The sequence below is a fragment of the Hyphococcus sp. D3-15 genome, assembly GCF_055809375.1.
The window spans coordinates 574,186-600,433 of record NZ_CM147910.1 but is presented as its reverse complement, the minus strand read 5'-3'; the positions used below and the strand labels follow the sequence as shown (position 1 = coordinate 600,433).

Sequence of the window (26,248 nt, the reverse complement as noted above, 5' to 3'; positions counted from 1 at the left end):
ACCTCCCCAACCGGCGCCACACCAACACCCTCAACAATAAATACGCAGCAAGCACACAACATACTAATTCAAGAGAATCCCTATTTTATACTTGAAAAATGCAAGTATTCATATTTATACTTATGTGTAGTCAATCAACTTATTTTCTGAGGGGGTGCTCAATGAAAGCTATCTTTTTTTTATTAGCGGACTTCTAATGTTTTCTACTACTAGCTGCGCCGAATCATCATGTAAGGAGATAGAAATTAAAGCTGTTGGCGCTGAATCAATTCAGTATGTATTTTTCTACCCTGAAAACCTTGAAATTGATTTCGAAGCACACGGCGTCGCAAAAAATGGCGGTGGTGTGCAAACCTTCCTTAGCATCAAACGCAATGGGATTGACCTAGACATACCGCCCGCCAGCCCAATTGATAGCTTCGATTCAGAAATCCCGACTAGAGTGGCGTTTCTAGACTTTGCCTACCAAGCTAACGACCTACTAGAGATCGTTGCGTATCAAGATCATAGATCCGGTGCACAGGGTCATTTTTCTAACTTACGCTTGGGCCTCGGCAAACTATGTAAGTTTGCTCCCAACAAATAGCATTAGAGCAACAACAACCTAACCGAGAAGCGTTTACGCCGCTTCGACGCGCACGACTTCGGGAACGAAATGCTTCAGCATGTTCTCAATCCCGCTTTTCAAGGTCATGGTCGAGGACGGGCAGCCTGAACAGGCGCCCTGCATCGACAGGAAGACGACCCCGGTGCGCGGTTCGAAATGTTTGAAAACAATGTCGCCGCCATCGGCCGCCACCGCCGGGCGCACCCGTGTTTCGATCAGCTCGATGATCTGCTCGACCACTTCGCGGTCTTCGCCTTCATAATCTTCCAGCGGGGTCGCCAGCGACGGCGCGGTCGCCGCGCCTTCGGTCATGACCGGCACGCCGGTGGTGAGAAAATCCGCAATCGCGCCGAGCAGCGCCGGCTTGATATGCAGCCATTCGACGGCTTCCGCCTTGGTGACGGTGATGAAGTCGGCGCCGAGATAGACCCCCATCACGCCGTCCGTATCGAACAGCATCTGCGCCAGCGGCGAGGCGCTCGCGCTTTCCAGCGTGGGAAAGTCAACGCCCAGCGCGCCCTCGCCCAGCACGGGCTGGCCCGGCAGGAACTTCATGGATTGCGGGTTCGGCGTGTCTTCGGTCTGAATGAACATAATGGTTTCCGGCGGTTTTTCTGGCCCTTACCTAAGAGCTCGCCGGACCCGCCGCAACTGCCGGCGCCTAATCGTGACGCATATGCTCGCGAGAAATCAGCAACACGCTCGCCAGCACGACGCCAAACCCCGGAAGGTGGCCCCACCGGAACGCCTCCCCCAGCAGGACATAAGACAGGACCAGCGCCGAAACCGGCATCAGGCCCATAAACACCGCCGCCACCGAGCCTTGCGATCTTGAAAGCCCGGAATACCAAAGCGCCGTCCCGAGGGCGAGCGTGCCCGCCCCATACCAGGCGACGGCGCTCCATTCGCGCGCGCTGACCGCGCCGGCGTCAAACCCGGCCCATTGAAACGCAGCGGCGACAGCAAAAAGCGGGATTGAGGCCGCCGCCGCCAGAAAGGCGACCAGCACCGGCGAGATGTCCGTGCTGACCTTTCTCCCGAGCAGCGTGTAAGCCGCCTCGCAACACACGGCGGCGAAAATCAGGGCGATCCCGATCAGCCCGGCGCCGCCGCTGTCACCTCCGCCCGAGCCGGAAAGATGCAATATCAGAACGCCGCCCAGCGCCAAGGCGAGCGCGATGAGTTTTCGCGAAGTCGCTTGCTCGCCGAAAAAGACAATGGCGCCCGCCGCCGTCACCGCCGGCGTCATGGCCATCACCACCGCGCCGCCGACGCCGGAGATCATGCGCATGCCGTAGAGCATAAAGGCGGAGAACCCGACCATGCCGAATAGTGCGATCGCCGCGATGGCGATGATGTCTGCGCGCGAGGCGGTTTTGAGATCGCCGAGCCGGGGCAGCGCGAACGGCGCCAGCACCAGGGCGCCAAACGACACCCGCAGCAGCGATCCGACAAAGACCGGCATGGCGTCCGTGACGATCTTGGAAACCGGGGTCGCCGATCCGAACAGGATCATGCCCGCCGCCAGATAGGCGAAATCGCAATATGACCGCCTCCTGAGGCGCCGGGCCTTTGCTGCGTCATACATAACTTGACAACCCAACCCCGCTAGAAACGTTCCGTTTCCAGCCCTTCCAAGGATTGCAGCGCCGGTGCGGGCCGCGTATGCCAGAGCCGAACCCCCGCATGAAGAGAACCTGATGGACGAAAACTCCAAGAAATTCACCGACCAAGAAGCCCTCGACTTTCACAGCCGCGGCAAGCCCGGCAAAATCGAAATCACGCCCACCAAGCCGATGGCGACCCAGCGCGATCTGTCGCTCGCTTATTCGCCCGGCGTTGCGGTCCCGGTTCAGGCGATCGCCGACGATCCCGACAAGGCTTATGACTACACCGCCAAGGGCAATATGGTCGCGGTGATCTCCAACGGCACCGCGATCCTCGGCATGGGCGATCTCGGCGCGCTGGCTTCAAAGCCGGTGATGGAAGGCAAGGCGGTTCTGTTCAAGCGCTTCGCCGATATCGACTCGATCGATCTCGAGGTCGACACCAAAGACCCGGAAGCCTTCATCAATGCGGTGAAATATCTCGGCCCGGCCTTTGGCGGGATCAATCTGGAAGACATCGCCGCGCCGGACAGCTTCATCATCGAGCAGCGTCTGAAAGAGGAAATGGACATTCCGGTCTTTCACGACGACCAGCACGGCACGGCGATCATCGCCGCGGCGGGCCTGCTCAATGCGCTCGACGTCACCGGCAAGTCGATCAAAGACATCAAAGTCGCGGTCTCCGGCGCCGGGTCGTCTGCGCTGTCCGTGATCGGCCTGATCAAGGCCATGGGCCTGCCGCCGGAAAACGCGCTGGTCTGCGACTCCCACGGCGTCCTGCATAAGGGCCGCCAGCTCGATCAGTGGCGTTCGGCCCATGCGGTCGACACCGACAAGCGCACTCTCGCGGAAGCCATGGACGGCGCCGATGTGGTGATCGGCTTGTCCGTCGCCGGCGCGATCTCGCAATCGATGATCAAATCCATGGCGAAAAATCCGATCATCTTCGTCATGGCCAATCCCAATCCCGAGATCACCCCGGAAGAGATTGTCGCGGTGCGCAATGACGCGATCATCGCCACCGGCCGCTCCGACTATCCGAACCAGGTGAACAACGTTCTCGGCTTCCCATATATTTTCCGCGGCGCCCTCGATGCGCGCGCGCGCACCATCAATGAAGAAATGAAGATCGCCTGCGCCCAGGGGCTTGCAAAGCTCGCGCGCGAGGACGTGCCCGATGAAGTCGCCGCCGCCTATGGCAAGCGCCTGAAATACGGGCCGGGCTATATCATCCCCGCGCCGTTCGATCCGCGCTTGATTTCCGAGATTCCGCCCGCCGTGGCGAAGGCCGCCGTCGATAGCGGCGTCGCCCGCAAGCCGATTGACAATTTCTACGCCTATAAACAAACGCTGGCGGCGCGCCTCGACCCGGCTGCGTCCTTCCTGCAAAAAATTCACTCTTCGCTGCGCGGCGCCGAAACCGCAAAGCGCGTGGTCTTCCCCGAGGGCGAAGAAGAAGCGGTGATCCGCGCCGCCTATGGCTTCCAGCAGGAAAATCTCGGCCGCGCCATCCTGATCGGGCGCGAAGAATATATCCGCAAGGGCCTGAAAGACGCCGGCCTGCCGGAAGACGCCGACTTTGAGATCCACCATTCGCGCACCGCGCAGCATAGCGATCTGTACACTGAATATCTGTACAAGCGCCTGCAGCGCAAAGGCTACCTCCATCGCGACGCCGTGCGCCTGGTCAATACGGACCGCAATGTCTACGGCGCCTGCATGCTCGCCCATGGCCATGCGGACGGCATGGTGACCGGCGTTACCCGCCATTATGACGCCGCCCTGTCGAATGTGCGTCTCGCCCTCGACCCGCGCCCCGGCGAACGGATGATTGGCGTGTCGATCATCCTGACCAAGAACCGCACGCTGTTTGTCGCCGACACCAACGTCACGGAACTGCCCGGCCCGGAAGATCTCGCGGAGATCGCCATGCAGGTGGCCCACGCCGCCCGTCATCTCGGCTTCCCGCCGCGCGTCGCCTTTGTCTCCTATTCAAATTTTGGCAATCCGGATACGGAGCATTCGCGCCGGGTCGCCGGCGCCGTCGAAATTCTCGACAAGCGCGGCGATGTGGACTTTGAATATGAAGGCGAAATGACGCCGCGCATGGCCCTGAATGAGCGGCTGCGGGAGATTTATCCCTTCTCGCGGCTCAAGGGCGAGGCCAATGTGCTGATCACGCCGGGCGTGCACTCCGCTGCGATCTCAACCAAGCTGCTCGGCGAAGTCGGCGGCGCGCTAGTGCTCGGTCCGGTGCTGATCGGGCTGGAGCGTCCGGTGCAGATCGCGCAGGTCGGCGCCGCGGTGGGCGACATCGTCACGCTGGCCGCCATGGCCGCCTATGAGCTTGATTCAGAGCATCGCAACTGGGCGGAAAAGACGGCCTAGCCAACTCGTATCATTGATTAGCACCGCTCCAATCAAATAGCGCAGCAATACAAACCACATTCATGCGAACTAGAAGTTTTAGCTTCGATGAAGTTGCCAATCGTCAAAAATCACTTCATGTAGCGGTTATTGATCTCGATCTTGAGGTGCTGCATGTTGTGGTCGGAGATGATCGATGTGCTCTCATTGAGCGCCGGACTAAATTTTGGATTTGGGGCATTCACCCAAATAGCCGATCAAATTTTAGTTCCAGAACGCGCTGAAATCGTCGCCTCAAAAAGAAACCTTGATAACCTAATTACAGAACGAAAAAAAATTCAAGGTAACTACGAAGCACAACACCAATCTACAATCGATAACCTTCGAGGTAAGATCCGGTCTATAGAGTCAAGAATTTCACGCATAAATAGCATTCACTCTGCAATAGGCGACTTCCTGCTTCCATGGATCTTAGTATGCGGAGGTACAGCAGTTTATTTCCTCATCGTCGCTGCTTGGCGTCTTAATGACCCCATTGGGGAATGGGGAATGAAGTTTTCACTAATTACAAATTCGGGTTGGCTACTATTCTTGATCTTGAACTTTGGCTCGTACGTGATATTGCGTTGGTTCGTACTCAGAAGCCGAAGAAGGTTTGACGCGTCGTTAGACGCCCTACCCAAAGCGCAATTAGTACGCTCATAGAGATACTTCATAGGAATTTTAGGTAGACACAAAAAAGTCATTGATATAAAAGCCGGTTTCTGGCCAAAAATTCAATAGGTTGGTTTCAAATGCCGGTCGAAATAATTATAAGAGATCAAGCGCTTAACCGAGCGGCATGCCCTAATTGCAATGACGATTTTCAACGCACATATGACGTCATTTCGAACATGGAACGAGTTACTGTTCCAAACCTTGAATCAGCTTTTGGTGAAGATCGAGTAGTGCACACTTATGGACCGAGCGTTCCCAAGAACTCTCGAGCCATCAAGCAAGATTGCGGGGGATTCATATCAATCTCCTACGGGAATGATCGCACTCGTTGCTATTTAGTATCGAGCTGTAGCTAACTGTACGCTAGGGTAAAGTCGCTTGTGAACTGCCCCCCCCCCTCTCAAAGCTCCCGCTGACGCGTATCAACCGCCACAGTGAGCAGCGCGAGGGCGCAATTGTTAACGACGTCATATATCCTTGCTTTTATTTCAGGAATGCGCATTTTTCCTGCGGAACCGTTTCGACTGGTTCTTGATCATTTTCTCCGCCCATGCGCGCGGCAGCAGGCGCACGAAGCAGGCGGTGAATTTGTTCCAGGCGCCGGGCACATAGACCGCGCGGCCGTTCTCGACCGCCTCGATGGCGCCGTCGACTACCGGCTCGGCCTCCATGAACATGTATTTCGGCAATTGCCCCACAAGGCCGCGGGTCGAATTGACGTCGTGAAATTCCGAATAGGTGAAGCCCGGACAAAGCGCCGATGAATTGACGCCCGTGCCGTCGCATTCGGCGGCGAGCGATTGCGCGAACATCACCAGAAAGGATTTCGACGCGCCGTAAAGCGTATGGCCCGCCGAACCGGGGACCAGCCCGGCCAGCGAGGCGACCTGAATGATGCGGCCGTAATCGCGCTCAAGCATGCCGGGCAATAACAGCCGGGTGAGATGCGCATAGGAGACCACCATCAGCTCCAGAAACGCCCGGTGGGTCGGCCAGTCATTTTGCGTATAGGTTCCCGGCAAACCGAAGCCGGCATTATTGACCAGAATATCGACGGCGATCGCGTCGGCGTTCAGCGCGTCAACAATGCGCTGCGGCGCGTCGGGCTCCGCGAGATCGGCGGCGATGATCCTGGTTTTGACGCCGTGCTTCTCCGCAAGTTCGGCGGCGAGCGTGGTCAGCCGGTCTTCGCGGCGCGCGACCAGCACGATGTTGGCGCCTTGCGCCGCATAGGCCCGTGCAAAGGTCGCCCCGATGCCTGCGGAGGCGCCGGTGATCAGCGCCCATTTTCCCTGATATGTCATGCGCAGAATTTAGGGTGATCTGGCCGCCTGCGTCTATGGAAAGGCGCACAAGCGGGAACCGCGCGCCCTTTGGTTAACGCCGATGCGGCGCTAGCATGACGCTTGCAAGGAATGGCGGCCATGGACATTTTGGAATTTCTTCTCATCATCACGGTCTTCGCGGTCGTTTTGATCTGGTATCTCAAAAACGCCGAAGCGAAGTCGGACGGGCTGTTGGGCTTGCTCGCCCTCAAGGCCGATCCCGAGATCGCCGACAAGCGCCGCCGCAAATCCTATCGGGTGAAGAGCCGTCCCATCCATAAGGCGAAGCGCCATGCGGACGGGTTGCATGACAGCCGCGCCGACGCCGCGCCCAAAACCTATCGCACCCAGGAAGAAGGCGAACGCATGCGCCGGCGGTTCCGCCGTCAGGATGAGGCGCGCTATCGGGTGAAAGACCTCGCCGCGAACTATCATCGCGGCCAGGATGGCGGCAAGCGGGACTAGCTGGTCAGCGCTTTCGCCAATACGGGCAAGCCCACCGCCATCACGACGGAAATCACCAGGCCCAAAAACGCCTTGCCCGCATCTACGGCGACAATCCGGCCCGTGGCGGCGGGCGAGCGGATTTTATCCAGCGTCGCAATGGCGAATTCACGGCCCGCGATCAGCCCCAAAAACACCCAGGTCGTGGACATCGGGATCGAGTTCACTTCCTTGAAATAGAACAACAGCGTCGCATAGGTGAAGTCGATGATGGTCGCAGACCGGATATCGGTGACGGCGGTTTTGGTTTTGAGAATGCGCTGCACCGGGCCGCCGCCATTCCAGAACGTGTAGGCCAGCAAAACGAGAATACCGGCGACGGCGACGCCCGCCTCTGTGGGATTAAGCGCCGGACCGCCCGCTTCATCGAGCCCGCGCGGCAGGAAGATGAAGATGTTGGCGAAATCCTGCATCAGCCAGACAGACCAGAGATAGCCGGTGCTGACCCATTGGGCGAGCACCCAGACAGGCGCATGTTGCTGCTGCGCGGTTTTCAGGAACCAGCGCTCCAGGGTGGGCGCCAAAATCGCATAGATGAGGCCGCCGGACAGGAACGCCACCGCATAGCCGATCAGCGACTTCACCAGCATGCTGTAAAGCCCGCCCATGGTCGCGAAGATCGTCAGCACCATGAAAGTCGTGGAGACGGGAATGCCGACGCGCGTAAGCACGAGCAGCATCAGCGGCGGCAAGGCGTGATACCATTGCGGCTCGAAGATCGGATATTTGTCGACATTGTTCAGGCGCCCGAAGGAGGGATCGCCGCCATTGGCCATATAACCGAAGGCGAAGACGACGACGAGCACGGTCGCCGCGTACAGAAACAACGCCCACCATGGCAGGCGGCGATTGGAATTGATAAAGGTGCCGAGGGTTTGCAGCGCGTCATTACCGACAACCGCGTAAGCCGCGAACGCAAAGCCAATGGCGGCCCACAATCCGATATCGATATCCATTACATTTCCTTCGTTCGACCCGGCCCCGGACAACCATGACCCCGGGCGTTCAAGGCCCCGGGCGACCCGGTCAGGACTCACCAGCGCACAGGGCGCGCCCGCTTCCCATTCGCGGCGCACCCTCTATTTTTTGTGTTTCACTATTGTGACAACCGGGCGGATTTTGCGTAAAGCCTGCGAGAATTACTGCAATTGATGAGGAAACCAGCATGAGTGATGCGGGCGCGACACCCCAAACGGCGACAGACCCCAAACCGGCGGGCCATCCGGCAATTGCGCCGGCGAAAACCGGCGTGCTGCTGGTCAATCTCGGCACGCCCGACGCCCCCGACGCCAGCTCGGTCCGGCGCTATCTGCGCGAGTTTTTGAGCGATGAACGGATTGTCGATCTGCCCCGCCCGATTTGGCTGCCGATCCTTTATGGCGTGATCCTCACCATCCGGCCCGCCGCGACCGCCCGCAATTACGCCAAGATCTGGCGCGCCGAAAGCAATGAAAGTCCGCTGCGCTATTACACCCGCGCGCAGGCCGAGGGGCTGGCGAAAGCCTTTCCCGGCGCGCGCATCGACTGGGCCATGCGCTATGGAAATCCGTCGGTCGCCTCAAAACTGGAGGCGATGAAAGCGGATGGCTGTGAGCGCATTCTGGTCATCCCGCTTTATCCGCAATATTCCGCGACGACGACCGCCAGCGTCGCCGACGCCGTCTTCGATGCGGTCAAGGCGATGCGCTGGCAGCCGGCGATCCGCATGGCGCCGGCCTTCCATGACGAGCCCCAATATATCGACGCGCTCGCCGCCGTGACGCGCCGCCATCTTGAGGCGCAGGATTTCGCGCCGGAGCGGGTGGTGATCTCGTTTCACGGCCTGCCCCAGCGCTATTTCGACGAGGGCGATCCCTATCATTGCCATTGCGCCAAGACGGCGCGTTTGCTGCGCGAGAAAATGGGGTGGACGGAGGAGTTCGCGCCCATGGCGTTCCAGTCGAAATTCGGCCGTGAGAAATGGCTGGAGCCCGCCGCCGATGCGACGATCAAAGCGCTCGCGGAAACGGGCGTGAAAAAGCTCGCCGTGATCATGCCGGGCTTTGTCGCTGACTGCATTGAAACGCTGGAAGAGATCGACATCGCCGCGCGCGAAACCTTCATGGAGGCGGGCGGCGGCGCCTTTACGTCGATTCCCTGTCTTAATGACGCGCCTGAAATGGTAGCCCTGCTGGATGCGCTGGCGCGGCGGGAAACAGCGGGCTGGGTTTAATCAGAAAGCGCCGCTGCAAGCGCTTCGATCTGGTCTTCATTGAAGACGCGAACGCCATGGGCGCGCAAGGCTTGCGTCGCGATTCCGGCGCCGGGAATGCGCTTGCCCTGAAACGCCCCGTCATGGATTTCGAGCGAGCCGCAGGACAGGCTGCCCTCTTTCAGCAAGGCAAAACGGCAGTGATGTTTCTGCGCCAGCGCCAGGGCGACGCCCGCGCCTTTGTGAAAAGCCTCGGTCACATCCTCGCCGGTATTGGTCACAACCCTGTCGCCCGATCTTTCCGCCGCCGGACGCGGCGTGCCCAGGCCGCCGGCTTCTTCGGGACAGACCGGCACAAGGCGGCCTTCCGCGCGCCAGCGTTCCAGCAACACGCTTTCAATGCGTTTGTGCCCGCCATCATAGCGCACCGGCGCGCCGAGCAGGCAGGCGCTGACCAGTATCTTATCCACAGAGTTTGCGGACGCGCTCGACAAAGCCATCCACCTCTTCTTCGGTTGTTCTGAACGAACAGATCAGCCGGTGTCCGCGCCCATCCGCCGGATCGCCGGGCGTCACCCAGGGATAGAAAATATCGCCGTCTTCATGCAGCGATTGCGCAACGCCGTCGGGAAAGGTGACGAACAACTCGTTGATGTCGGGGCGATAGAGAAAGTCGACGCCGTCGATTTCGTTCAACCCGGCGGCGAGGCGTTTCGCCATCTTGTTGGCGCGCGCCGCGAGCTTCAGCCACAGCCCGTCCTTGAGATAGGCGTCGAACTGCGCCGAGATAAACCGCATTTTCGACCATAAATGCCCGGCGCGCTTGCGCATGAAAGCGAAATCCTTCGCCTTGGCCGGATCAAAGAAAATCACCGCTTCGGCGGCGATGCAGCCATTTTTGGTGCCGCCAAAACACAAAACGTCAACGCCCGCCTTCCAGCTAAGCTCCGCCGGGCTCGCGCCCGTCGCCGCGACCGCATTGGCGAAACGCGCGCCGTCCATATGCACGGCGAGACCCGCCTCATGCGCCGCCGCACAGACGGCGGTTAGTTCGTTCACGGAATATGCCGTGCCGCATTCGGTCCCTTGCGTCAGGGACAGCGCGCTGATTGGCGAGCCATGGGGCGGACGGTCGGGAAAGCCTTTCAGCGTTTTACGGATCGCATCCGGCGTCAGCTTGCCGTTTTTTCCAGCGATCGGGAGCAGCTTGGCGCCGCCGGTGAAGAATTCCGGACCGGCGCATTCATCCATCTGCACATGGCTTTCTTCATGACAAAGCACCATGCCATAGGGCGGCGTCATCACCGACAGGGCAAGCCCGTTCGCCGCGCCGCCGGTGGCGACGAAAAACACCGCGCAGTCGCGCTCAAACACTTCGGAAAATTTCGCCTCGACCTGTTTGGTCAGCGCGTCGCCGCCATAGCCGGGCGCCGCGCCTTCATTGGCGCGCGCAATCGCGTCCAGAATCTCCGGCGCCGCGCCCGCCCAATTGTCCGATGCAAAACTCATGGTTCTCACTCTCCCGCAATGGCCGCGCGCCCGTCAAGCAAGGCGATAAAACCCGAAAAATCTTGCGCCAGCCTGTCGGCGCCGGCGGCGATGAGCCGTTCCCCATGGCCATCGAAAATATGACCGCCGCCGAGAAAGCCCCAGACGCTCATGCCCGCCGCGCAACCGGCCTTGACGCCGTTCTCGCTGTCTTCAAGCACCAGGCAGCGCGCCGGATCAACGCCGATCTTTTCCGCCGCATAAAGAAAAATATCCGGCGCCGGTTTGCCATGGGCGACAAGGTCGGCGGAATAAACATGCGGTGCCGCCAGATCATACAGCCCCGTGCGTTCGAGCTTTGACGACAGAAAATGCGCGCGCGAGGATGACGCAACGCCGATGCGGCCGACTTTTTCACGCGCCGCGCGCAAGGCCAGATCAGCGCCCGCAATCGAAGTCAGCAAATGTTTTTCGCGCGAGCGGCCGGCGAGCACCAACTCTTCGAAATCCGGCGGCGCCTCTGCGCCATGGGCCGCGCGATAATCTTCGCGCAACGCCGCAAAGAATGCGCCATCATGCAAGCCGACAAATTTGCGCACATAGTCCACCGGCGAATAGACAAGGCCCAGCGCCTCCAGCGCCGCACGCTCACCGCGGATCGACAGCACCTCGCTATCGACCAGCACCCCGTCGCAATCGAAGATCACCGCTTCAAACACAGTTAACGCATCCGCTTTCCACGGGCGCCGCGCCTTTGCGCTCGCCCATAACGAGAAATACCGGCTTTGCCGCCTGACGCGCTTATGGCGCCGCTTGAAATCAAACGCCATCCCGTCCGATACTCCCGCAAAATTCCGGTGCGGGAGAGTTTGCGATGAAAAAAACCAGATTGCTGATCACAGCAGCAGCTTTTGCTTTGGCGGGGGCGATGTCGACCAATGCCCTCGCGACGGGCGCAAAACACGGGCGCGACAAGGCCCACGACCAGCATCCCGCGCAAAATATTGAACGCGACCAGCATGAACGGGCGCGCGCAAAATATCGCCGCTATTTCGGCTGGCGCCCGCCGGCCTTTCATCAGGGCCGCGAAATCAGAAGTTTTGACGGGTCGGGCAACAATCCCCACGACACCGAAGCCGGCGCGACCTTCAACCAGCTTTCGCGCATGGCGCCCCATGATTATGCAGACGGGATCGCCGCCATGGCCGGTCCGCTTCGCAAAAGCCCGCGCGAGATTTCCAACATCGTCGTCGACCAGGACGGCCAGTCTTATCCCAACCCGTTCGGCACCAGCGATTTCCTCTGGCAGTGGGGCCAGTTTGTCGATCATGATTTTGCGCTGGGCGACGGCGTCAGATCCGATGACCGCTCGCACGATATTTCCGTGCCCATGGGCGATCCGCATTTCGATCCTTATCGCCAGGGCGACAAATGGATTCATTTCGACCGCGCGATTTTTGACGAGGAGACCGGCACTGATCTTTCCAATCCGCGCGAGCAGATGAACGAGATCACCTCCTGGCTCGACGGCTCCATGGTTTATGGCTCAAGCGAGGAACGCGCGAGCGCGCTGCGCGCCAATGACGGCAGCGGCCGGCTCAAGACCAGCGCGGGCGATCTTCTGCCCTTCAATACGGAGCTTTTGCCCAACGCCAATGAAGGCCCGATCGATCCGGCGACGCTGTTCCTCGCCGGCGATGTGCGCTCGAATGAACAGGTCGGCCTCACTTCCATGCACACGCTGTTTGTGCGTGAACATAATCGGTGGGCGGATCATATTCGCCGGACGCGGCCATGGTTTTCCGGCGATGATGTGTTTTACGCCGCGCGGCGCATGGTGATCGCGGAAATCCAGATCATCACCTATGAGGAGTTCCTGCCCGCCCTGATCGGCCATCGCGCCATGCCCCGCTATCGCGGTTACACGCCCGGCGATCCGGGGCTTTTCACGGAGTTCTCCGGCGCCGCCTGGCGCATGGGGCATACGCTGATCAATCCGCAGCTCATGCGCGTCGACCGGCGCGGACGGGAAATCCGCGAGGGGCATCTTCCCTTGCGCGACGCGTTTTTTGTGGCCCCGCTGATGATCACCGAACGCAACGACATTGACCCGATCCTGCGCGGCCTCGCTGCGCAGAAAAGCCAGACCTATGACAATATGATCGTCGATGATCTGCGGAACTTCCTGTTCGGCCCGCCGGGCGCAGGCGGTTTCGACCTCGCTTCGCTCAATATTCAGCGCGGGCGCGATCGCGGCTTGCCTTCACTCAATGATGCGCGCGCCGCCATGGGGCTCCCGCGTCATCGAGATTTCGCCGATGTGACGTCGGACCCGTCGCTCGCCGAAAAGCTGCGCCTTGCCTATGGCTCTGTGGATGACATCGATCTGTGGGTCGGCGGCATTTCCGAAGATCCGCTGGCCTGGCAGGGATCGCAGCTTGGCGAGACTTTCCGCCATATCGTGGTCGCGCAATTTACCGCCCTGCGCGATCATGACCGCTTCTGGTGGATGCGCGATCTGACCCGCACCGAGCAGGCCATGGTGAAGAACACCCGCCTCGGCGACATCATCGCCGCCAATACGGGGATCCGCCGGAAGGAACTGCCGCGCAATGTCTTCTATGTGGAGCGCCGCCCGCGCTGGCGATAGCGAAGATTGAATTCCTGTAAGTTTCGGCTCTTTTCCGCAGCCGCTGTGTTTGCGTCACGAACACACGAAGGAGAAGAGATATGCGTAAAGGAACTCTCATTGCGCTGGGCGCCGCCGGTCTGTTGACCGCAACCGCTGTCGGCGCCGTGGTCGCCGTCTCGTCGGATGACGATGACAACGCCATCACCCTGACTGAAGACGAAACGGCGGACAGTGTCGCGCTGGCGACGCCGAAACGCGATTGCCGCCTGGTGGCGACGCAGGAAACCGGATTCGACCCCGCGACGACGCCGGTCCCGGTGCGCGATGACGCAGGCAACAAGCAAGTGCTGAAAGGCGCCGCAACAGGCGCCGCCGTTGGCGCAATCGCCGGCGAGGTGATCGGCGGGAAGCCGGGCTATGGCGCCGCGGCCGGGGCCGCCGCAGGTGCGGCTGGCGGCCAGGCGGTTAAAGCCGACAAACAACAAACCGCTGATGAAATCTATGCGCAGCAAGCCGCCGCCTATGAGCAGCAAAAAGCGGCCTATGATTCCGCGCTCCAGGTTTGCCTCGACGACTAAGAGCCAAAACTCGCCTCAACAAAAAAGGGCCCCAATCGGGGCCCTTTTCTTTTCGTCCGTGTGCGCACGACTTAACCAGCGAGAGTCGCCAGCAGCAAAAGCGCCACGATATTGGTGATCTTGATCATCGGGTTCACCGCCGGGCCCGCCGTATCTTTATACGGGTCGCCCACCGTGTCGCCGGTGACCGCGGCTTTGTGGGCTTCAGAGCCCTTGCCGCCATGATTGCCGTCTTCGATGTATTTCTTGGCATTGTCCCAGGCGCCGCCGCCAGCCGTCATCGAAATCGCGACGAACAGGCCGGTAATGATGACGCCGATCAGCATCGCGCCAACCGCCGACAAGGCGGCTTCCTTGCCGCCAACGCCGTAAATAACGAAGTAGACAACGAGCGGCGACAGGATCGGCAGCATGGAAGGCACCACCATTTCCTTGATCGCGGCGCCAGTCAGCATATTCACCGCGCGGGCATAGTCCGGCTTTTCCGTGCCGGCCATAATGCCGGGCTTTTCACGGAACTGACGGCGCACTTCGTCAACGATGGCGCCGGCGGCGCGGCCCACCGCCTGCATGGCGAGACCGCCAAACAGGTAAGGCAGAAGGCCGCCAATCAGAAGGCCGGCGATCACATAAGGATCGGACAGCGAGAAGGTGACATCGACGCCTGCAAAGAACGGATACTCCGCCGGATGCGCGGCGAAATGTTCGATGTCCTTTGTGTAGGCGGCGAACAGCACCAGCGCGCCGAGGCCCGCTGACCCAATCGCGTAGCCCTTGGTGACGGCTTTGGTTGTGTTGCCGACTGCATCGAGCGCGTCAGTGGTTTCGCGAACCGAACCTTCAAGGCCCGACATTTCCGCGATGCCGCCCGCATTGTCCGTAACCGGACCAAAGGCGTCGAGGGCGACGATCATGCCAGCCAGCGCCAGCATGGTGGTCACCGCGGTCGCGATGCCGAACAGGCCCGCAAGATTATAGGCGGTGATGATCGCCACAACGATAACGATGGCTGGCAGCGCGGTGGCTTCCATCGATACCGCAAGGCCCTGAATGACGTTGGTGCCGTGACCGGACTCCGAAGACTTCGCCACTGACTTCACCGGACGATAGGCGGTGCCGGTATAGTATTCAGTGATCCAGACGATGAGGCCGGTGACAACGAGACCCAGCACGCCGCACAGGAACAGCGACAGGCCAGTGAACGGATCGCCCTGTTCAGTGTTGGCGATGGTTTCAGAGAACCCGAACATATGGAAGGTCACAATGCCGACCGCCACAAGCGACAGCAAGCCGGTGACAACGAGGCCCTTATAGAGCGCGCCCATAATGTTGGTGGAGCCTTTGCCCAGAGTCACAAAATAGGTGCCCGCGATCGAGGTCAAAATGCAGACCCCGCCAATCGCCAGCGGGTAGAACATGAACTGCGCGGCGTTGGCGGTGAACAGGATCGAGCCCAGCACCATGGTCGCTGCAACGGTGACCACATAGGTTTCGAACAGGTCAGCGGCCATGCCGGCGCAATCGCCGACATTATCGCCCACATTGTCGGCGATGGTCGCGGGGTTGCGCGGATCATCTTCAGGAATGCCGGCTTCAACCTTGCCGACCATGTCGCCGCCAACGTCTGCGCCTTTGGTGAAGATGCCGCCGCCGAGACGGGCGAAGACTGAAATCAACGAAGCGCCAAGCGACAGCGCAATGAGGCCGTTCACAACAGCGCGGCTTTCCGGTGCGTGACCCATGCCGACCGTGAGCACAGCGTAGTAACAAGCAAGCCCGATCAGCGCGAGACCGGCGACGAGCATGCCGGTGACGGCGCCGGCGCGAAACGCAACCGACAAACCTTTGGCGAGACTCTCGCTTGCGGCTTGCGTGGTGCGGACATTTGCGCGGACGGAAACCAGCATGCCGATATAACCGGCGGCGCCAGACAGGATCGCGCCGATGGCGAAACCGAAGGCCGGAATGAAGTCGAATTTGAACGCAACCAGCAGCACGATGAACACGACCGCGCCGGCGATGGCGATGGTCGTGTACTGTTTATTGAGATAGGCCTGCGCACCTTCTTGAATGGCGGCGGCTATTTCTTTCATACGATCCGTGCCCGCGGACAGCGACAGCACTTGTCTCGCAGTGACGGCGCCATAGACGATGGCGAGCAAGCCAGCCCCGATGACCAACCAAAGCGCTAAGCTCATGTCTTACCTCTCTTGGAATGATATATGTCGTGGTGAATGGATGTTTGCTGATATGGCCGCAGCTACGGAAAAGAATCCGGCGCGCGCTTCAACCAGCCCCCAGTTGATGTGTCGTGGAAACTGACAAAGCCCCCCGGCAAAATCAACATAAAGTTATGCGGCGCCGCACACTGACGGTTCACTCAGAACAGCGCAAAAAAGTGGCGCAGAACCTTGTCTGCGCCACGGTCGTTGACAGGAATGCCTGCTTTCGGAGGCGAAATGGCTAGGAGGCGGCGCCGCGATTGCGCATTTCCTTGCGGCCATCCGGTTCGGCCTCGGTAAGCTCGCGCACCCACGGGAATTTCTCCGCCATTTCATCCGTATAGCCAAGATTTCGGGCGGTTGGGCTGCGCGGCGCATCGGCAGTCTCGGGATAGAAGGTGCCGAAGGTCCGGTCCCAGAAAAATTCCGCAATGCCGAAATTGCCATGCTCATTGTGAAAATGATGGGCCAGGTGACGGCGCTTGATGTCGGCCCAGAATTTCGACTTGGGTTCAAACGCCAGATGTTCGCCCGCATGCAGAAATTCCGTATACATGGTCATCACGACCGTGCCGGTGATCGAGGCGCAGGCGCCGGGAAATCCGCCAATCAGCCAGCCAAGCGGCCCGGCGATGAGCAGGATCGTCGGCAGGGTCGTATGCAGCCCGCCAAACAGCACCGACAGATCGTTCGGAAAGCGGTGGTGATCGTAATGGACGCGCTTCCACAAGCTTGCGAGATAGGGCGTCTTGTACATCCAGCTGCCATGCAGAATGAACCGGTGGGTGATGTACCAGGCGATGGGAAAAAGCAGGGCGCCCGCCGCAAAAGCGGCTAAAAACAACCAGATAGAGTTGATCGTGACCAATCCCGCGACAAGCGCCACGATGATGATCGCAGCATAAATCTGAATCGCCGGATAGGTGACATAGGCTTTGACCAGATCGTCAAAGGTCATGCGGTTGAGGAGATATTCCTCCTCTTTCCAAGCCTTGTAGCCGATAAAAAGGCGCATCCTGGCGCTCCTGAGATCGTTGTGCTGAATTCTCTGAATTCTTTGTAATTCAATAAACCGGTAATTCCGGGCGCAGCGCAGGCGGCGCGCCGCCGCCTGCGGGGTCTGCGCACCGCGAAACTAGGCGTGTAAACTACCCGGTTCAAGCGGCGAAACGCCGCCCTGTCTGAAAAAGCAATCAATTCTCGCGGCGGTCATTGCAACAAGCTGTAACATCCGGCTGCAAATCTTGATAAGCATGCGCCGGACAAGCTCTTGCCCGTTGACCCAAGGCCTTGTATCGGCTCAAGATTAGCCCTGCGCCACGGCGCGGGGGTGTATGAGTGCGCGCCACGTATGATATTGTGGGCGAAGCCTGACAGAACACGTACTGCGTTCTGCCGTGGCCTCTCCCATGTCTGCGCGGCGAAGAAAACAATAACATGCCGGCGTCGGCTGGCGAGAGTGCGGGGCGTTGAATGACCGTCATTCCTAGCGAGGGACCAGAAGCAAAAGCTGGTCTGGAAAAGGCGGCGCCCTTGCCGAGCCGGAACGCGGCCTTGCCGTTGCGGCAAAGCGGGTTCGCCACACTCTGCGACGCGCTTGATTACGCGGCGCAAGGCGAGACCGGCTACACCTTTTTCAATCTGCGCGGCGAAGTCGCCAGCCGGCTGTCCTACGCCGATGCGCGCGCCCGCGCCCTTGAGGTCGCCGCGAAACTCGCCGGCCGGTTCGAGCGCGGCGATCGTCTCGCACTGGTCGCCGAAACCAGCCCGGAATTTCTCGTTACGTTTTACGCCTGCCAATATGCCGGCCTGATCCCGGCGCCGATGCCGATGCCGGTCAATCTCGGCGGCAAGAACGGCTATATCAATCAGATCCGCCAGATGATCGCCGGGGCCAAAGCGGTCGCCGCGATCGGCCCGGAAAGCCTGCGCGAATTTCTCGAAGAAGGCGCGGAAAAAGCCGGCGGCGCGGATGTCCTCAGCTTTGACGATGTGCAAGCGCTCGACGCAACCCTCGCCGAGCCGCAGCGCTTCGGCCCTGATGAATATTGCTACATCCAGTATTCGTCCGGCTCGACCAGCGCGCCGAAAGGCGTCATCGGCATGCAGCGTTCGGTTTGCGCCAATCTGACTGCGATTGCGCGCGACGGCATGTCCATCGTGTCCGGCGACCGCTGCACAAGCTGGCTGCCGCTCTATCACGATATGGGACTGATCGGCTTCGCGCTGACGCCGATGACGGTGCAGGTCAGCGTCGATTTTCTCGCCACGTCGGATTTCGTGCGGCGCCCGCTGCTGTGGCTGCGGATCATGTCGGATTGCAAATCCACCATCACCTACAGCCCGTCCTTTGGCTACGACCTCGCAGCGAAACGCTCGGCGCGGGCCGAGCCGGGATCGCTCGACCTTTCAAAGTCCGCGTCGCCGGCATTGGCGGCGACATGGTCCGCGCGGAAGCGTTGAACGCCTTCGCCGAAGCCTTTGGGCCGGTCGGCTTCAACGCCAACGCCTTCCTGCCGAGCTATGGCATGGCTGAAGCGACGCTGGCGATTTCCTTCCCGGAGCTTGGGGCGCCGGTCACCGTCGATAATGTGGATATGCGCCATTATACGCGCTCCGGCGTTGCGCAGCCTGCATCTGCGGTAACTTCGCCGGAACATACGCGCGGCTTCGTGCTGTGCGGCAAGGCGCTTGCCGGTCACAAGATCGAAGTGCGCGACGAAGACCGCAACCCGTGCAATGAGCGCCAGGTGGGCCGCATCTTCATCGCCGGACCAAGCCTCACGCCGGGCTATTTCTCGGACCCTGAAGCCTCCGCCGCCATGTATGACGGCGAATGGCTCGACACCGGCGATATGGGCTATCACCTCGACGGTCAGATCGTCATCACCGGCCGCGCCAAAGATCTCATCATCATCAATGGCCGCAACATCTGGCCGCAGGATATCGAATGGGCGGTGGAAGAAGTTTCCGGCGTGCGCGGCGGCGGCGTCGCAGCATTCTCTGTCGATGACGGACGCGGCGAACGCATCATCGTCATCACCGAGCGCCGCGGCGGCATGGACGCCGACGCGCTTACAGCGCTGAAACGCGAGATCGCCGGCGTCGTGCAAAACGCCGTCGGCGCTCCGGCGGAAATCGTGCTGGCGCGCCCGCACTCCATGGTCATGACCTCGTCGGGCAAACTCTCCCGCGCGAAAGTGAAACAGAAATATCTCGACGGCGCCTTCGCCGAGGAAACCCCGGAAGAAGCCGCTCCGCGCAGCCTCGCCGAGGCGCGCGTTTAAAGGCGGCCATTGTGAAAGCAGCAGTGACCGGCGGCACAGGCTTTGTCGGCGCTGCGCTGATTGGCTTGCTCGCCAATGAAGGATGGGACGTCGCCGCATTGGCGCGCGATCCCGCGAAGCTGGCTTCTGCGAACAAAGTGCGCATCGTCAAAGGCGCGCTGGAAGACGAAGCCGCCCTCGCCGATCTCGCATCGGGCGCCGATGTGTTTTTCCATCTCGCCGGCCTCACCCATGCGCGCCGCGCGGAAGATTACATGCGCGTCAATGTGGCGGGCGCCGCCAAAGCCGCCGCCGCCGCACAGCGCGCCGGGGCGAAGCTTGTGCACGCCTCCTCCATGTCGGCGCGCCGCCCGGAGGTCTCGCCCTATGCGAAAAGCAAATTCGACAGCGAGCAGGCGGCGGCGAGCGCCGGCGGCGACTGGCGCGCGCTCAGGCTGCCGGCGATCTATGGACCCCGCGACATGGTCACCCTGCCGTTTTTCAAACTGGTGAAGTCCGGCTTTGCTCTGGCGCCGAAAACCACGCCCCCGCCCGCGCCTCAATCCTTTATGTTGAGGACGCGGCAGGCGCCCTGCTCGCCGCTGCTGACGGCGCGCCCGCAGGGGTTGTGTATGAAGTCGGCGATGAGCGCGCTGAGGGCTTCGCCTGGAGCGAAATCGGCGCCATTCTGGGCGAAGTGCTTGGCGCATCGCCGCGCTCTATTGCGGTTCCCCGTCCGGCGATTGCGGCCTATCATGGCGTGGTGCGCATGGTTGAAAGCGCACAGGGCAAGACGCCCAGCGTGCGCGAGGGACAGATCAACGAGTTCTTCCATCCGGACTGGACGGCGCGGGAGAACTTACTAAGTGACGCTTGCCCCTGGCGCCCGAAAACGCCGTTGCAGGAAGGATTTGCAAAAACCGCCCGTTGGTATCAAGAACACGGTTTGCTTTAATCGGCGCGCGGCGCGACCCATCACGCCCGCAAAGGAGACAAGACCCATGTCCGGCATTCAGGAAGACGACGACCTCGTATTCCACAAAATCACCGCCCTGCTCGAACCCCTCAATGAAAAGGGCGTGAAACTGACGCGCGAGACCGACATCATCGCCGATCTCGAGATCGACTCCGTGTCGCTGCTCGATGTGGTGATGGATATCGAGGACAATTACGACATCTCGATCCCGGTCAACATCATCTCTGAAATCAAGACCATCGGCGAATTGGTCGACGCCATCCACGCGATCAAGAAAGAACAATCGAAGTCATGAGCCTGTTTGATAAATTCGAGAAAAACGCGGCGCTCTATGACCAATTATCCGCGATCGGAAAAAATCCGTTCACGGTGGTCATGGACGAAGTCCTCGGGCCGACACGCGCCAAGATCAAAGGCCGCGAAACGGTTCTTGCAGGCACCCATAATTATCTCGGACAAACTTTCGAGCCGAGCGCGATCAAGGCCGCCAAGGAGGCGCTCGATCATGAGGGCACCGGCACCACCGGATCGCGCGTCGCCAACGGCACCTTCTCCGGCCACAAAAAACTCGAGGCCGATCTCGCCGACTATCTCGGCATGGAACACTGCCTGATTTTTTCAACCGGCTACGCCGCCAATCTCGGCGCCATTGCAGGGCTGTGCAATCGCGGCAGCGACGCGGTGCTGATCGATGCGGATTGCCATGCCTGCATCTATGACGGCTGCCAGCTTTCCGGCGCGGAGACCATTCGCTTCCGTCACAATGACCCGGAAAATCTCGACAAGCGCCTGTCGCGCCTCGACCCGAAATATACCGGCAAGCTGGTCTGCATCGAGGGCATGTATTCGATGTATGGCGACATCGCCCCGGTCAAGGAATTCGTCGAGGTCGCGCATAAACACGGCGCCTATCTGCTTGTCGACGAAGCCCATTCCTTCGGCGTTTACGGCGAGACCGGCAAAGGCGTTTCCGAAGCCGAAGGCGTGATGGATCAGGTCGATTTCTACACCGGCACCTTCTCCAAATCCCTCGCCTCGATCGGCGGCTTTGTCGCCTCCAATCATCGCGAAGCGGAGTATTTGCGGATCTCGTCAAACCCTTACCGGTTCACCGCATCGCCGTCGCCTTCGACCATTGCCTCCGCCGGCGCGGCGCTCGCCAATATCAAGGCGCATCCGGAAATCCGCGGCAAGCTTTGGGAAAATGCAAAGCGCCTGCATGCGGCGTTCACGCAATTCGGCCTGCGCCTCGCCGCAGATCCCGCGCCGGTGATTTCGGTGTTGCTGCCGACCCGCGAAGATGCCTTCGCCGCCTGGGACTTCCTTCTGGAGCACGGCGTTTACGTCAATATGGCGATCCCGCCGGGAACCCCCGGCAAAGAGTCGCTGCTGCGTCTCGCGGTCTCGTCCGCCCATAGCAGCGACGATATCGACCGGCTGGTCGCCGCCTATAGCGCCATGGCCGAAACCTTTCCGGCCGCGCGCGTCAACGCCGGCGAATGAGATGCGAAGGCCTACACAACATTGTCGCAATTACTGGCTAAGGATGCCGGCTAATTGCGGCCCGGCTCACAATCGCGTCAGGCGTAAAATAGCCATATTTGCGCCCCACGGCCGGCAGATCGGCGCCGTATGAAATCGGCGAACAAGTCATGAGGAGCCCACTGTGAAGCGTTTAGGGATCATCACCACATTCATGCTGGCGACCGCCGCAACGGTTGGCGGCGCCGCCGCAGACGACAACGCCGTCCTCGCGGATGATGATTTCAACTTCGAACATGTGAGCTGCAATGGCCACCCGAACCAGATCCGCATCATCATCACCGGCGTCAAAGAAAGCGTCGGTCTGATCTCTGCGGACCTGTTTCCCAATAAGGAAGAAGGCTTTCTGCGCGGCAGCGGCCGCCTGAGCCAGGTGCGGTTCGCCGCCAAATCGCCGGTCACGAAATTCTGCGTCGACGCGCCAGAAGCCGGTCTGTTCGCCATGTCGGTCTATCATGACGAAAACGCCAATGGGCATTTCGACAAGACCGGCCTCGGCCTGCCCGCTGAGCCATGGGGCCTGTCGAACAATCCGAAAGTCCTGTTTCGCCCGCCGCCCGTGGAAAAGACCGTCTTTGACGTCACGCCTGAGGGCGGCGCCCATGTCCATATCAAGCTGAACTAGCCCCCGCGAGGCCCCCGTGCGGTTCGCATCGGCGCCGTTTCGCGCTAGCATGGCGGCGAAGATGCTTTTTGCTGGAATCCCACATGCTTGACACCGCCACGACCATCGACATCCGCCCGGTTGAAACCCCGGCGGACATGAAAACCTTCATTCGCCTCGCCAATGATATTTATGCGGACGATCCGCATTATGTGGCGCCGCTGGAATATGAAGTCTCCGCGCGCCTTGATGGCGACAAGAACCCCTCCATCAAGGGTTTTCCGCGCAAGCTCTGGATCGCCTATAAAAACGGCGCCCCGGCTGGCCGCATCTCCGCCATCGTCAACAAGACCCATCTTGAACGCCACCAGGACGGCGCCGGACATTTCGGCTTCTTTGAATCCGTCGATGATCCCGACGTCGCGAAAGCCCTGCTCGACACCGCCGCCGAGTGGCTGAAAGCTCAGGGCATGGCGAAAATTCTCGGGCCGTTCAACAGCACGATCAATGAAGAAACCGGCATGCTGGTCAGCGGCTTCGACACGCCGCCCTATGTGATGATGCCCCATGGCCGGCCTTATTACGCCGGCATGATGGAGGCGAACGGTTTCGCCAAAGCCGTCGACATGCATGCGCTGCGCTATATTCCGCGCGAAGAACTGATGCCCGAACGCCGCCAGCGCTTTATCGACAAGGCGCTCGCCAATCCCAAAGTCTCCTTCCGCACGATCGACATGAAGAGTTTCAAACAGGAAATTCACACGCTGGTGTCGATCTTCAACGACGCCTGGTGCGACAATTGGGGATTTATTCCGTTCACGGAAGACCAGATCGATCACATGGCCGAAGAATTGCGGCCGATCCTGTCGCCCTATAATGTCGTGTTCTGCGACTATGACGGCGAACCGGCGGCGTTCAGCCTCGTCCTGCCGGACGTCAATTATCTCGCCCGCGATTTTGGCGGCAAATTGCTGCCCTTCAACTGGGCCAAGTTGATCTGGCGGCTGAAATTTCAGCCCATTCCGCGCGCGCGCATGCCCTTGATGGGCGTTGTCCGCAAACTGCACCGGCGCCCGGTCGGCACCGCGCTCGCTTATAAAATGATCCTGATGTCGCAAGAGGCGAATGTGGCGCGCGGGGTTGTCGATTCCGAGCTTTCCTGGATTCTCGAAACCAATGAATCCATGCTGTCCTTGCTGCTCGATATGGGCGCGGAGATCTACAAAACCTATCGCATGTTTGAGAAGGCCCTATGAGAATGCTTGTCGTCCTTGCGGCGCTTCTCGCCGGTTGCGGCGCGGCGGACGCCGGGCCGGTTGAGCCGGACAGATACGGCTATCGCGTGCTCGAGAGCTATCCCCATGCGGCGGACGCCTTCACCCAGGGCCTGTTTTTCGATGGCGGCGCGCTTTATGAATCGACCGGCCAATATGGCCAGTCTTCCCTGCGCCGGATAGATCTTGAAACCGGCGAGGTTTTGCAGAAAACCGCTCTGCCGCAGTCGCATTTCGGCGAAGGCGCGGCGATGGCCAATGGCGATATTTTCGTCTTGAGCTGGCGCGAGGGCACCGCTTTCCGCTTCGATCCGGAAAAGTTCACGCTGGAAAAAAGCTACGCCTATGAGGGCGAAGGCTGGGGCCTTTCCTTCAACGGCGAAGAGCTAGTGATGAGCGATGGCAGCGCGCAATTGCGCTTTATCGATCCGCTCGACTTTACCGAAACGCGCCGCCTTACCGTCACCTTGCGCGGGAACCCCCTGCACAATCTCAACGAACTTGAATGGATCGACGGCGCGCTATTCGCCAATGTCTGGCAGACTGACGCGCTGGTCCGCATCAACCCGTCCAGCGGCGCGGTGACCGGCATTGTCGATCTGCGCGGATTGCTTTCCGACGAAGATCACCAGCAGGGCGCAACCGACGTGTTGAACGGCATCGCCTATGACGGCGAGAAAAACGTGCTCTATGTCACCGGCAAATACTGGCCGAAGCTGTTCAAGATCGAACTCGTCGAAATGAACAATTAGCGGAAAAACGGCTCGTCAAAGCTGCGCAATTTGCGCGAATGCAGGGTGCCCGCCTGCGCTTCCTCGCGCAGCAATTCAATCGCCCGCACGCCGATTTCCAGATGCTGGCTCACCCGTTCCTGATAGAACGCATCGGCCATGCCCGGCAGCTTGATCTCGCCATGCAGCGGCCGGTCCGAGACGCAAAGCAGCGTTCCGTAAGGCACACGGTAGCGATAGCCATTGGCCGCGATCGTCGCCGATTCCATATCGATGGCGATGGCGCGCGCCTGATTGAGGCGCACCGCATTGCGCTCAAAGCGCAGCTCCCAGTTGCGGTCGCTTGTGGTCACCACCGTTCCGGTGCGCAAATGCTCTTTTAGTTCTTTCTGTTCGATGCCGGAGACTTCGCGCACCGCCTGGGTCATCGCAAGCTGTACTTCAGCCAGCGTCGGCAACGGCACGGAGGGCGGCAACACATCGTCAAGCACCGCGTCTTCGCGCAGATAAGCATGCGCCAGCACATAATCGCCCAGGCGCTGCGACCGGCGCAAACCGCCGCAATGGCCGATCATCAGCCAGACATGAGGCCGCAACACCGCAACATGGTCAGTGATCGTTTTGGCGTTTGACGGCCCGACGCCGATATTGATCAGGGTCAATCCGTCATGGCCGGGCTGGACAAGGTGATAGGCCGGCATTTGCGGCAGGCGCGGCGACGCGGCGTCTGACGGCTGGCTGTCTTTGGTGGTGATGCGGTCGCCCGGCTCGATCAGCGCCTCGGCGCGCCCGGCGGCGATTTCGCCTTTCGCATATTCGACGAACTCATCCACATAGCGCTGATAATTCGTGAACAGAATATAGTTCTGGAAATGCTCCGGCTTGGTCGCCGTATAGTGCTGGATCCGGTGCAGCGAATAATCAATCCGCTCCGCCGTGAACAGCGACAAGGGCATCGCGCCGTGACGCTTCAGGATCAATTGCCCGTCGACAATATCGTCATTGGTCGCGACCAGATTGGGCGTGTGGAAATAACGCTGCAACAGATTGCGCTTCTCCGCCGTCAGCGCCGCCGTCGCTTTTTCCAGCGCAAAGGTCAGCGGGATCGGCGTGAAGGAGCGGCCCACATAGATCTTCGCCGAATAGCGCTCCATGATGTAGACGAGCTGCGAGGTGAGGTAGTTGGCGAACAGCGCCGGCTGGGTCACCGTCGCGCCATGCACGCTGAGCGCCGCAATCTGACCGAGCGCAAGCTTCGAGGTCTGGGGCGCCGCCTCCGCCGGGACCACCGCGCAGAGGTAAGGGTAAACCGCGCCGCCGCCTTCCTCGATCGACTTGTCCCCGGCGAGGTAACGGTCAAAGCGCTCGCGGGTCAGCGTATGGGCTTCGTCATAAAGCTCTATCAGGCGCGCAATCGCCTCTTCAGGCGTCGCACAGGCGACCAGATCGCTCGCAGGGGCGTCAAATTCGATGGATGAGGACACATCTTCCTCCGGTCAGGATAAAAAGTCCCGTCCCTTACACCGCCCGGCGATAATAGGCCAGCGCCGCCAGTAGTGCTTGGAAACCTTCCCAAGGCCGCCGCCATAGCCAGAGCGCCGCGCTAGTCGCCCCGCC

The 26,248-nt window shown here is 60.3% G+C and carries 24 protein-coding genes; 14 read left to right on the top strand and 10 right to left on the bottom strand.

What is annotated here, in order from left to right; translation table 11 throughout:
* The first annotated feature begins 154 nt into the window (after positions 1–154).
* A complete protein-coding gene (locus AC0L8G_RS03110; RefSeq protein ID WP_473386692.1) occupies positions 155–586 on the top strand; it encodes a hypothetical protein in 432 nt (143 codons plus the stop codon).
* 33 nt (positions 587–619) lie between these two features.
* On the opposite strand, the gene AC0L8G_RS03105 is transcribed toward AC0L8G_RS03110, so the two are convergent.
* Positions 620–1,201 (bottom strand): NifU family protein, encoded by a 582-nt coding sequence (locus tag AC0L8G_RS03105; RefSeq protein ID WP_473386691.1) that lies wholly within the window; start codon positions 1,199–1,201, stop codon positions 620–622.
* Positions 1,202–1,268: 67 nt separating this feature from the next.
* Positions 1,269–2,195: a DMT family transporter gene (locus tag AC0L8G_RS03100; RefSeq protein ID WP_473386689.1), complete on the bottom strand. Its 927-nt coding sequence runs from the start codon at positions 2,193–2,195 to the stop codon at positions 1,269–1,271.
* A gap of 112 nt (positions 2,196–2,307) precedes the next feature.
* On the opposite strand from AC0L8G_RS03100, the gene AC0L8G_RS03095 reads away from it, so the two are divergent.
* Positions 2,308–4,602 (top strand): NADP-dependent malic enzyme, encoded by a 2,295-nt coding sequence (locus AC0L8G_RS03095; protein ID WP_473386688.1) that lies wholly within the window; start codon positions 2,308–2,310, stop codon positions 4,600–4,602.
* 1,184 nt (positions 4,603–5,786) lie between these two features.
* On the opposite strand, the gene AC0L8G_RS03090 is transcribed toward AC0L8G_RS03095, so the two are convergent.
* Entirely contained in the window at positions 5,787–6,602 is an 816-nt protein-coding gene (locus AC0L8G_RS03090; protein WP_473386686.1) for an SDR family NAD(P)-dependent oxidoreductase, read from the bottom strand.
* Positions 6,603–6,722: 120 nt separating this feature from the next.
* Between AC0L8G_RS03090 and AC0L8G_RS03085 the strand changes: the two genes are divergently transcribed.
* Positions 6,723–7,088 carry a hypothetical protein gene (locus AC0L8G_RS03085; protein WP_473386684.1) on the top strand — a complete coding sequence of 122 codons (366 nt, stop codon included), beginning with the start codon at positions 6,723–6,725 and terminating at the stop codon, positions 7,086–7,088.
* Here the strand turns inward: AC0L8G_RS03085 and AC0L8G_RS03080 are convergent.
* Positions 7,085–8,077, bottom strand: coding sequence for a hypothetical protein (locus tag AC0L8G_RS03080; protein ID WP_473388792.1), 993 nt, complete (start codon positions 8,075–8,077; stop codon positions 7,085–7,087). The two genes, AC0L8G_RS03085 and AC0L8G_RS03080, sit on opposite strands and share 4 nt — an antisense overlap.
* A 215-nt stretch (positions 8,078–8,292) precedes the next feature.
* Here AC0L8G_RS03080 and hemH point away from each other — a divergent pair, with 215 nt between their 5' ends.
* Positions 8,293–9,339 (top strand): ferrochelatase, encoded by a 1,047-nt coding sequence (gene hemH / locus AC0L8G_RS03075; RefSeq protein ID WP_473386683.1) that lies wholly within the window; start codon positions 8,293–8,295, stop codon positions 9,337–9,339.
* Here the strand turns inward: hemH and AC0L8G_RS03070 are convergent.
* Genes AC0L8G_RS03070 through AC0L8G_RS03060 form a run of 3 tightly spaced genes read right to left on the bottom strand, consistent with a single transcriptional unit; the run spans position 9,336 to position 11,636 of the window.
* Positions 9,336–9,818, bottom strand: a complete 483-nt coding sequence (locus AC0L8G_RS03070; RefSeq protein ID WP_473386681.1) for a 2-thiouracil desulfurase family protein — start codon at positions 9,816–9,818, stop codon at positions 9,336–9,338. The genes hemH and AC0L8G_RS03070 overlap by 4 nt on opposite strands.
* Entirely contained in the window at positions 9,781–10,827 is a 1,047-nt protein-coding gene (locus AC0L8G_RS03065) for a threonine aldolase family protein (RefSeq protein ID WP_473386679.1), read from the bottom strand. Before AC0L8G_RS03065 ends, AC0L8G_RS03070 begins: the two co-directional genes overlap by 38 nt.
* Positions 10,828–10,832: 5 nt before the next feature.
* Positions 10,833–11,636: an HAD family hydrolase gene (locus AC0L8G_RS03060; RefSeq protein ID WP_473386677.1), complete on the bottom strand. Its 804-nt coding sequence runs from the start codon at positions 11,634–11,636 to the stop codon at positions 10,833–10,835.
* Between the two features lie 44 nt (positions 11,637–11,680).
* Here AC0L8G_RS03060 and AC0L8G_RS03055 point away from each other — a divergent pair, with 44 nt between their 5' ends.
* Positions 11,681–13,456: a peroxidase family protein gene (locus AC0L8G_RS03055; protein ID WP_473386675.1), complete on the top strand. Its 1,776-nt coding sequence runs from the start codon at positions 11,681–11,683 to the stop codon at positions 13,454–13,456.
* 80 nt (positions 13,457–13,536) lie between these two features.
* Positions 13,537–14,016 (top strand): YMGG-like glycine zipper-containing protein, encoded by a 480-nt coding sequence (locus AC0L8G_RS03050; protein ID WP_473386672.1) that lies wholly within the window; start codon positions 13,537–13,539, stop codon positions 14,014–14,016.
* A gap of 71 nt (positions 14,017–14,087) precedes the next feature.
* Here the strand turns inward: AC0L8G_RS03050 and AC0L8G_RS03045 are convergent, their stop codons facing one another.
* Positions 14,088–16,214, bottom strand: coding sequence for a sodium-translocating pyrophosphatase (locus AC0L8G_RS03045; protein ID WP_473386669.1), 2,127 nt, complete (start codon positions 16,212–16,214; stop codon positions 14,088–14,090).
* 265 nt (positions 16,215–16,479) lie between these two features.
* Positions 16,480–17,253 (bottom strand): sterol desaturase family protein, encoded by a 774-nt coding sequence (locus AC0L8G_RS03040; RefSeq protein ID WP_473386667.1) that lies wholly within the window; start codon positions 17,251–17,253, stop codon positions 16,480–16,482.
* Positions 17,254–17,711: 458 nt separating this feature from the next.
* Between AC0L8G_RS03040 and AC0L8G_RS03035 the strand changes: the two genes are divergently transcribed.
* The 8 genes from AC0L8G_RS03035 (at position 17,712) to AC0L8G_RS03000 (ending at position 24,652) form a co-directional block, all read left to right on the top strand.
* On the top strand, positions 17,712–18,701 hold the full coding sequence (locus tag AC0L8G_RS03035; protein ID WP_473386663.1) for an AMP-binding protein: 990 nt from the start codon (positions 17,712–17,714) through the stop codon (positions 18,699–18,701).
* Entirely contained in the window at positions 18,680–19,525 is an 846-nt protein-coding gene (locus AC0L8G_RS03030; RefSeq protein ID WP_473386660.1) for an AMP-binding protein, read from the top strand. Before AC0L8G_RS03035 ends, AC0L8G_RS03030 begins: the two co-directional genes overlap by 22 nt.
* Positions 19,526–19,536: 11 nt before the next feature.
* Positions 19,537–20,370: an NAD-dependent epimerase/dehydratase family protein gene (locus AC0L8G_RS03025; protein ID WP_473386658.1), complete on the top strand. Its 834-nt coding sequence runs from the start codon at positions 19,537–19,539 to the stop codon at positions 20,368–20,370.
* 135 nt (positions 20,371–20,505) lie between these two features.
* Positions 20,506–20,775 carry an acyl carrier protein gene (locus AC0L8G_RS03020; RefSeq protein ID WP_473386656.1) on the top strand — a complete coding sequence of 90 codons (270 nt, stop codon included), beginning with the start codon at positions 20,506–20,508 and terminating at the stop codon, positions 20,773–20,775.
* Positions 20,772–21,983, top strand: a complete 1,212-nt coding sequence (gene spt / locus AC0L8G_RS03015) for a serine palmitoyltransferase (protein ID WP_473386655.1) — start codon at positions 20,772–20,774, stop codon at positions 21,981–21,983. Before AC0L8G_RS03020 ends, spt begins: the two co-directional genes overlap by 4 nt.
* Positions 21,984–22,146: 163 nt before the next feature.
* Positions 22,147–22,647 carry a DUF2141 domain-containing protein gene (locus AC0L8G_RS03010; RefSeq protein WP_473386653.1) on the top strand — a complete coding sequence of 167 codons (501 nt, stop codon included), beginning with the start codon at positions 22,147–22,149 and terminating at the stop codon, positions 22,645–22,647.
* Between the two features lie 83 nt (positions 22,648–22,730).
* Entirely contained in the window at positions 22,731–23,882 is a 1,152-nt protein-coding gene (locus tag AC0L8G_RS03005) for a dATP pyrophosphohydrolase (protein ID WP_473386651.1), read from the top strand.
* Positions 23,879–24,652: a glutaminyl-peptide cyclotransferase gene (locus tag AC0L8G_RS03000; RefSeq protein WP_473386648.1), complete on the top strand. Its 774-nt coding sequence runs from the start codon at positions 23,879–23,881 to the stop codon at positions 24,650–24,652. The genes AC0L8G_RS03005 and AC0L8G_RS03000 overlap by 4 nt, the downstream gene beginning before the upstream one ends.
* Here AC0L8G_RS03000 and AC0L8G_RS02995 read toward each other — a convergent pair.
* Positions 24,649–26,115 carry an AMP nucleosidase gene (locus tag AC0L8G_RS02995; RefSeq protein ID WP_473386647.1) on the bottom strand — a complete coding sequence of 489 codons (1,467 nt, stop codon included), beginning with the start codon at positions 26,113–26,115 and terminating at the stop codon, positions 24,649–24,651. The genes AC0L8G_RS03000 and AC0L8G_RS02995 overlap by 4 nt on opposite strands.
* Positions 26,116–26,248 lie beyond the last annotated feature (133 nt).

Excerpts from the sequence above, each read along its gene's own strand:
- AC0L8G_RS03105 (WP_473386691.1), bottom strand. The coding sequence starts at position 1,201 with ATGTTCATTCAGACCGAAGACACGCCGAACCCGCAATCCATGAAGTTC.
- AC0L8G_RS03100 (WP_473386689.1), bottom strand. The coding sequence starts at position 2,195 with ATGTATGACGCAGCAAAGGCCCGGCGCCTCAGGAGGCGGTCATATTGC.
- AC0L8G_RS03095 (WP_473386688.1), top strand. The coding sequence starts at position 2,308 with ATGGACGAAAACTCCAAGAAATTCACCGACCAAGAAGCCCTCGACTTT.
- AC0L8G_RS03090 (WP_473386686.1), bottom strand. The coding sequence starts at position 6,602 with ATGACATATCAGGGAAAATGGGCGCTGATCACCGGCGCCTCCGCAGGC.
- AC0L8G_RS03085 (WP_473386684.1), top strand. The coding sequence starts at position 6,723 with ATGGACATTTTGGAATTTCTTCTCATCATCACGGTCTTCGCGGTCGTT.
- hemH (WP_473386683.1), top strand. The coding sequence starts at position 8,293 with ATGAGTGATGCGGGCGCGACACCCCAAACGGCGACAGACCCCAAACCG.
- AC0L8G_RS03070 (WP_473386681.1), bottom strand. The coding sequence starts at position 9,818 with ATGGCTTTGTCGAGCGCGTCCGCAAACTCTGTGGATAAGATACTGGTC.
- AC0L8G_RS03065 (WP_473386679.1), bottom strand. The coding sequence starts at position 10,827 with ATGAGTTTTGCATCGGACAATTGGGCGGGCGCGGCGCCGGAGATTCTG.
- AC0L8G_RS03060 (WP_473386677.1), bottom strand. The coding sequence starts at position 11,636 with ATGGCGTTTGATTTCAAGCGGCGCCATAAGCGCGTCAGGCGGCAAAGC.
- AC0L8G_RS03055 (WP_473386675.1), top strand. The coding sequence starts at position 11,681 with ATGAAAAAAACCAGATTGCTGATCACAGCAGCAGCTTTTGCTTTGGCG.
- AC0L8G_RS03050 (WP_473386672.1), top strand. The coding sequence starts at position 13,537 with ATGCGTAAAGGAACTCTCATTGCGCTGGGCGCCGCCGGTCTGTTGACC.
- AC0L8G_RS03045 (WP_473386669.1), bottom strand. The coding sequence starts at position 16,214 with ATGAGCTTAGCGCTTTGGTTGGTCATCGGGGCTGGCTTGCTCGCCATC.
- AC0L8G_RS03040 (WP_473386667.1), bottom strand. The coding sequence starts at position 17,253 with ATGCGCCTTTTTATCGGCTACAAGGCTTGGAAAGAGGAGGAATATCTC.
- AC0L8G_RS03035 (WP_473386663.1), top strand. The coding sequence starts at position 17,712 with ATGACCGTCATTCCTAGCGAGGGACCAGAAGCAAAAGCTGGTCTGGAA.
- AC0L8G_RS03030 (WP_473386660.1), top strand. The coding sequence starts at position 18,680 with ATGGTCCGCGCGGAAGCGTTGAACGCCTTCGCCGAAGCCTTTGGGCCG.
- AC0L8G_RS03020 (WP_473386656.1), top strand. The coding sequence starts at position 20,506 with ATGTCCGGCATTCAGGAAGACGACGACCTCGTATTCCACAAAATCACC.
- spt (WP_473386655.1), top strand. The coding sequence starts at position 20,772 with ATGAGCCTGTTTGATAAATTCGAGAAAAACGCGGCGCTCTATGACCAA.
- AC0L8G_RS03005 (WP_473386651.1), top strand. The coding sequence starts at position 22,731 with ATGCTTGACACCGCCACGACCATCGACATCCGCCCGGTTGAAACCCCG.
- AC0L8G_RS03000 (WP_473386648.1), top strand. The coding sequence starts at position 23,879 with ATGAGAATGCTTGTCGTCCTTGCGGCGCTTCTCGCCGGTTGCGGCGCG.